The organism is Streptomyces sp. CC224B (genome assembly GCF_030010595.1).
Classification (GTDB): domain Bacteria; phylum Actinomycetota; class Actinomycetes; order Streptomycetales; family Streptomycetaceae; genus Streptomyces; species Streptomyces longispororuber.
In genome coordinates, this window is sequence record NZ_JASCXL010000107.1 from 25,717 (window position 1) to 31,716 (window position 6,000).

Genomic DNA, 6,000 nt, shown 5'->3' on the forward strand with positions numbered 1-6,000 from the left:
CCGAGGGCACTAGATTGAGCCGCGAACCAGCATGCAGAGCCATGACAGGGCAGGTCAGGGGGCAAGGGCCATGACTTCCGACGGCACGTACGACGCTCGCGGCACGTACGACGCTCGCGGTACGCACGCCACGCCGGTGCCGCGGCAGGCGCCGCCGGGCGGCGGCTCGGCCCACCCTCCGCCGCCCGCGCTCCCGCCTCGCCCCGCCCGGGCGCCGGGCGCGCCGCCCGGACAGGCCGGTGAGGAGTTCCTGGCGTGGCTGCGCACGCCGCGCCCCAAGGCCGCGCCCGGGGTGTGGCGGTTCGGACACGTGCCGCGGCCGGAGCAGGAGCCGGAGACCGTCCCGACCCGCCAGCTCCTGACCGGCGCGGGCATCGCGTTCCTGGTGGGCTGGCTGATCTGGTCGCTGCTGTACAACGGCTACCTGGGGAGCTGGTGGATCGTTCCGCTGGAGCTCTTCACACCGGACTCCTGGCGCACCAGCGACAGCCCGCTCGTCAACCTGTTCGTCTGGGACGGCTACACCCTGCTCGTGGTCCTCGCCATCATGATCGGCGTCGGCAAGGTGGGGCGGTGGGGCGAGATCTGGCGCCGGTTCGTGGCGCCGCGCCTGCGCCGCCCGCAGCCGGAGGACCCCGTGCCCGTCCCCGAGGAGGACCCCGCCCAGTGGCCGAAGCTGCGGGCCGGGGGCGCCGGGGCCGCCGCCGACCGGCTGGCCGCCGACGCCCGCGCGGGGCTGATGAAGGACATCGACGCCGCCCGCATCGCCCGCGCCTGGCGCTCCGTGCGCTCCGGCAACAGCCCGCTGGCCGCCTTCACCGACGCCGTGGCCCGCGACGGCGCCGCCGCCTGCCCGCACCCCTCCGGACACCGCGACCTGCCCGCGCGGGCCGCCCGGCACGACCTGGCCACCGCGCAGGTGCGGCTCGGCACCACCGTGGACGACCCGCGCAACCCCTACGCCTACCGGGGCACCGGCCTCGCCCTCGGCCCCGACCTGATCGGCACCTCGCTGCTCGCCGTCGGACCCGCCGGTTCCGGCAAGACCGGCTCCGTCGTCTGGCCCCTCGCCGAGGCGCTGTGCCTCCAGGCGCTGGCCGGGCGGGCGGCGGTCGTGGTGGTCGGCGCGGCGGGCGCCGGCCTCGGGCCCGCCGACGCCTACGACGTGGTGGTCCGCGTTGGCCAGCCCGACTCCGTGTACGACCTCGACCTGTACGGCGGCACCACCGACCCGGACGAGGCCGCGGCCGTGCTCGCCGAGGCCCTCGTCGGCGACCTCGTCGACCCGCACCTGGGCGCCGACACCCGCCGCTCGACGACCGTCCTCGCCCAGCTCCTCGGCCCGTACCGCGCGGTCCACGGCCGCTTCCCCTCCGTGCCGGAGCTGCGCGCGCTCCTCGACGGCGTGCCCGAGCCGCTCGGCGCGCTCCGCAAGGCGCTCCAGGAGTCGGGGCACGAGGTCATGCTCCGCGAACTGGACGCGCGCGAGCGCCAGTTGGGCCACCCGGGTGACCTGGGCGCCACCCTGGCCGACCGGATCGCGCTGCTCGACCGGCCCGCGTTCGCCGCCTTCTTCGACACCTCCGGCCGGAGCACCCCCTTCTCGCTGCGCGCCCTCGACCACCCGGTGCGGGTCCGCGTCGACCTGCCCGAACGCGGCCACGCCGACGCCTCGCGGATCCTGGCCCGGCTCGTCCTCGCCCAGTTCACCGCCAGCGCCGCCGCGCGCGAGGACCGCTCGCTCTTCGCCTGCCTCGTCCTGGACGACGCCACCGGCACCGTCACGCCCGAGTCGGTGCGCCGGATCCAGCGGCTGCGCTCGGCGAACGCGGGCGTCGTCCTGACCCTGCGGACCCTCGACGACGTCCCGCGCCCACTGCGCTCGCCGCTGCTCGGCGCGGTCGGCTGCCGCATGGCCCTGTCGGGGCTCACCCCCTGGGACGGGCAGGACTTCGCCGAGGTGTGGGGCAAGGAGTGGATCGAGGCCCGGGACGTCACCGACCGCCAGATCATCGCCGAGACCCCCGCCGGAAAGGCCCTGCACATCCTGCGCCGCGTGATCACCGGCCACGCGCCCACGGCCCGCGCCGTCACCGTCCGCCAGGTCGAGCGCGAACGCTGGTCGGCCTCGGAGCTGGCGCATGCCGTGCCCCCGGGACACGCGGTGCTCTCCCTGACGGACGTACGGGGGGAGCACGCGCCGCCGCTCCTGGTGGACCTGCGCGGCTGAGGCCCTCGCGGACGACAGGGGCCCCGGGGTGGAGCGCCGATGGACCTGCGTGGCCGAGGCCCTCGCGGACGGCAAGGACGTCCGGGGCGGGGGGCCGGAGGGCCCGCGTGGCGAAGGCTCTCGCGGACGGCAAGGGCATCCGGGGCGGGGCGCCGGTGGAGCTGCGCGGCCGAGGCCGTCACGGACGACGGCGGCGTCCGGCCCTCCGGCCCGGGGCGGGGCAGCCCGGCCCGGGGCGGCGCGAGTCGGGACGGCGCGAGACGGGCGGCGCGAGTCGGGGCGGCGCGAGACGGGCGGCGCGAGTCGGGGCGGCGCGGGACGGGCGGCGCGAGACGGGACGGGACGGCAAAACCCCGGGCGGATATACCCCGCACGGTGCCGTGGCGACCGTACGGTGGGGCAGAATCGACGGTAGCCGTCATACACCGCGGCCAATGGATCATCCGCGCCGGCCCGCCGACGGTGCCCACCCCCACCCCCGCCGCCGTACGACCTGAAGGTCCCATGCCGCCCACGCTCGCCTCGCTCGTCCACCACTCCGCGCTCAAGCTGACCGTGCGCGCCGGCGAGGACCGCCTGGACACCCCCGTGCGCTGGGCGCACGTCAGCGAGCTCGCCGACCCCGTGCCGTACATGGAGGGCGGCGAGCTGCTCCTGATCACCGCGCTCCAACTGGACGCGGAGGACCCCGAGGCGATGCGCCGGTACGTGAAGCGGCTCGTCGGCGCGGGCGTCGTCGGGCTCGGCTTCGCCGTCGGCGTCAACTATCCCGACATCCCCAAGGCGCTCCTCGACGCGGCCACCGAGGAGGAGCTGCCGCTCATCGAGGTGCCCCGCCGCACCCCCTTCCTCGCCATCAGCAAGGCCGTGTCGGCCGCCATCGCCGCCGACCAGTACCGCGCGGTCACCGCGGGCTTCGCCGCCCAGCGCGAACTGACCCGGCAGGCGCTCGGCGACGGCCCCGAGGGGCTGCTCGGCGCGCTCGCCGGGCAGGTCGACGGGTGGGCCGCGCTGTACGACGCCTCGGGCGCGGTCGTCGCCACCGCGCCCGAGTGGGCCGCGCGCCGGGCCGCCCGGCTCACGCCCGACGTGGAGCGGCTGCGTGAGCGGCCCGCGCCCGCGAGCCTCGTCGTCGCCGGGGCCGAGGACCGGATCGAGCTGCACTCCCTCGGTACCGGGCGGCGGCCGCGCGCCGCGCTCGCCGTCGGCACGGCGTCGACCCTCGGCACCGCCGAGCGGTACGCGGTGCACTCCGCGATCGCGCTCCTCACCCTCACCACCGAGCGCTCCCGGTCGCTGCACGCCGCGGAGGGCCGCATCGGCGCCGCGGTGCTGCGCATGCTGCTCGCCGGGGAGCCGGACCACGCGCGGGCCGTGGCCGGGGACCTGTACGGCGGGCTGCTCGACGCCCCGTTCCGGCTCATGGTCGCGGAGTGCCCGCCCCCGGCCGCCGACGAGGAGGGCGTCTGGTCCGCGCCGCTCGTCGACGCCGTCGAGTCGGCGGCCGCGCGCCGCGGCGAGGCGCTGCTCGTCGTGCCGTACGGCGAGCGGCTCGTCCTGCTCGTCGCCGACGGTGGGGCGGCGCAGGAGGCCGCCACCGCGTACGCGTCCCCCGACGCGCCGCGCGAAGAGCCCGGGCTCCTCATGGGCCTGTCCGCGCCCGCCGGGCCCAGCGCGGCCGCGGCCGCCTACAAGCAGGCCGAGCAGGCGCTGTCCGTGGCGCGGCGACGCGGGAAGTCCCTCGTCGAACACGAGGAGCTGGCCGCGGGCTCGGTCCTCCCGCTGCTCGCGGACGACGCGGTACGGGCCTTCGCGGACGGGCTGCTGCGGGCGCTGCGCGAGCACGACGCGACGGGGCGCGGCGACCTGGTCGCCTCGCTGCGGGCGTGGCTGTCACGGCACGGGCAGTGGGACGCGGCCGCTGCCGACCTGGGGGTGCACCGGCACACGCTGCGCTACCGGATGCGGCGGGTCGAGGAGATCCTGGGCCGCTCGCTGGACGACCCCGACGTACGCATGGAACTCTGGCTCTCCCTGAAAGCCACCTCAATCCCCACCACCGAAACCCCCTAACACCCCGACCCGTGGCCCCGGCCCCTGGCCTGGCCTTCGCCTCGGCCTTGGCCCCGGCCCGTGGCCCGGCTTTCGCCCCGGCCCGTGGCCCGGCCTTGGCCCCGGCCCGTGGCCCGGCCTTGGCCCCGGCCCGTGGCCCGGCCTTGGCCCCGGCTCCTGGCCCGGCTTGGCCCCGGCCCGTGGTCCGGCCTTCCCGGTTCCTGGCCCGGCCTTGGCCTGCGGCTCGGCCCCTGACTCCAGCCTGCGGGTCGGCCCCGCGCCAGCCCTGCGGGAGGGCTACCTCGCCTCGGCTCCCGAGTCCGGCCCTTGCTTTGGCCTGCGGCCTGGCCTCAGCCCGTGGCTCGGCCCCGCACCGGCCCGGAGGGGGCGCCCCCCGGGCCTCAGCCCGGCTCTCGCCGCCAGCCGGACCCCGCCCCGCCCACCCGCCCCTGAACTCCCGCCCGAGCCCACACCGCAAGCTCTTCTCCCACCCACCCGCCCCCACCTGTTTCGCAGCGGTAGTCGCGGGCAGCGGCCGGGCCACGGACCTGTGTGCCTGTAGGCGGGGACCCCGGGGGCAGCGGTGGTCGGGGCCGAGCCGACGGCGGACCGACGGCTCGGCTCGGCTCGCGGCAGTGAAGCTGGGGCACGCCTTGGCCCCCTGGGCTGCACGGGTGGGTGGGCGGAAAAGCTTGTCGCGGCAGCGAGGGCCGACGGAGAGCCGAAGACGGACCCGCAGACCGTCGGGCCGGGTGGACGCCGGTCGCCGGGGTGGTACCGACGGGCTGGGAAGTTCGGTCGTGGTGGCTACGGTCAAGGCAGAGCCGAAGGCGGTCCGCGCGCCCGCAGGCCGAGGCAGAAGCCGGTCACAGAGGGGGCCAGGTGAGGGCGTGCAGTTCAGCGCGCTCGCGGTGATGGGCCGGAAAGCCGAAGACGAACCCGCGAGCCGCCAGACCTGTCCGGGCGGGGCGGTGGAGCGTCCGTACCGCCAGCCGAAGACGAACCTGCGAGCCGCCAGGCTGGGGCGGGCATGGGTGGCTGGGACTGTCTGGGCGGGTGGGTTAAGAGTCCGCACGGTCAGCCGAGGACGAATGCGCGAGCCGCTAGGTCGGGGTGGCAGGGGCTGGGGCTGTACCGGAGGGCGGGTGGAGAGTCCAGTCGACGGACGACGGACCTGCGAGCCGCTAGGCCCGGGTGCAGGGGGGCTGGGGCTGTACGGGCGGGCGGTGGAAAGTCCGCACGGTCAGCCGAGGACGAATCCCCGAGCCCCTATGCCGGGGCGGCAGGGGGCTGGGGGCTGCACCGGAGGGCGGGTGGAGAGTCCGTAAGCGCGGCGGACGACGGGCCCTCGCCAGGCTCGGGCACGCCCTGGTCGCCGGGGCTGTACGTGCGGGTGGGTGGGGGAGTCGGTCGCGGTAACGGCGGTGGGACGGCCAGTCGACGACGGACCTGTGAGCCGCTAGGCCGGGACGGCAGGGTGGCTGGGGCTGTAAGGGTCTGGGTGGAGTGTCCGTACGGTCGGCTGACGGCGGGCCCGCGACCGCCAGGTCGGGGCGTGTCCGGTCGGGGTTGTTCGGGCGGGTGGGTGGGAAAGTCCGTCGCGGCGGCGGGGCGGTCAGTGGACGTCGGACCCGTGAGCCGCTAGGGCCTGTCTGGCAAAGGATCTTGGGTGGGTTCTCTGAGCCAGAGGATGAGTGAGGCGAGGTGGACGCCGGCCT

The 6,000-nt window shown here is 76.7% G+C and carries 2 protein-coding genes; both read left to right on the top strand.

Features of this window, described 5'->3' with window-relative positions; genetic code table 11:
- Positions 1-70 precede the first annotated feature (70 nt).
- On the top strand, positions 71-2,230 hold the full coding sequence (locus QK440_RS32350; protein ID WP_282796805.1) for an ATP-binding protein: 2,160 nt from the start codon (positions 71-73) through the stop codon (positions 2,228-2,230).
- Positions 2,231-2,734: 504 nt separating this feature from the next.
- Positions 2,735-4,303: a PucR family transcriptional regulator gene (locus QK440_RS32355; RefSeq protein ID WP_282796806.1), complete on the top strand. Its 1,569-nt coding sequence runs from the start codon at positions 2,735-2,737 to the stop codon at positions 4,301-4,303.
- Positions 4,304-6,000: the final 1,697 nt, after the last annotated feature.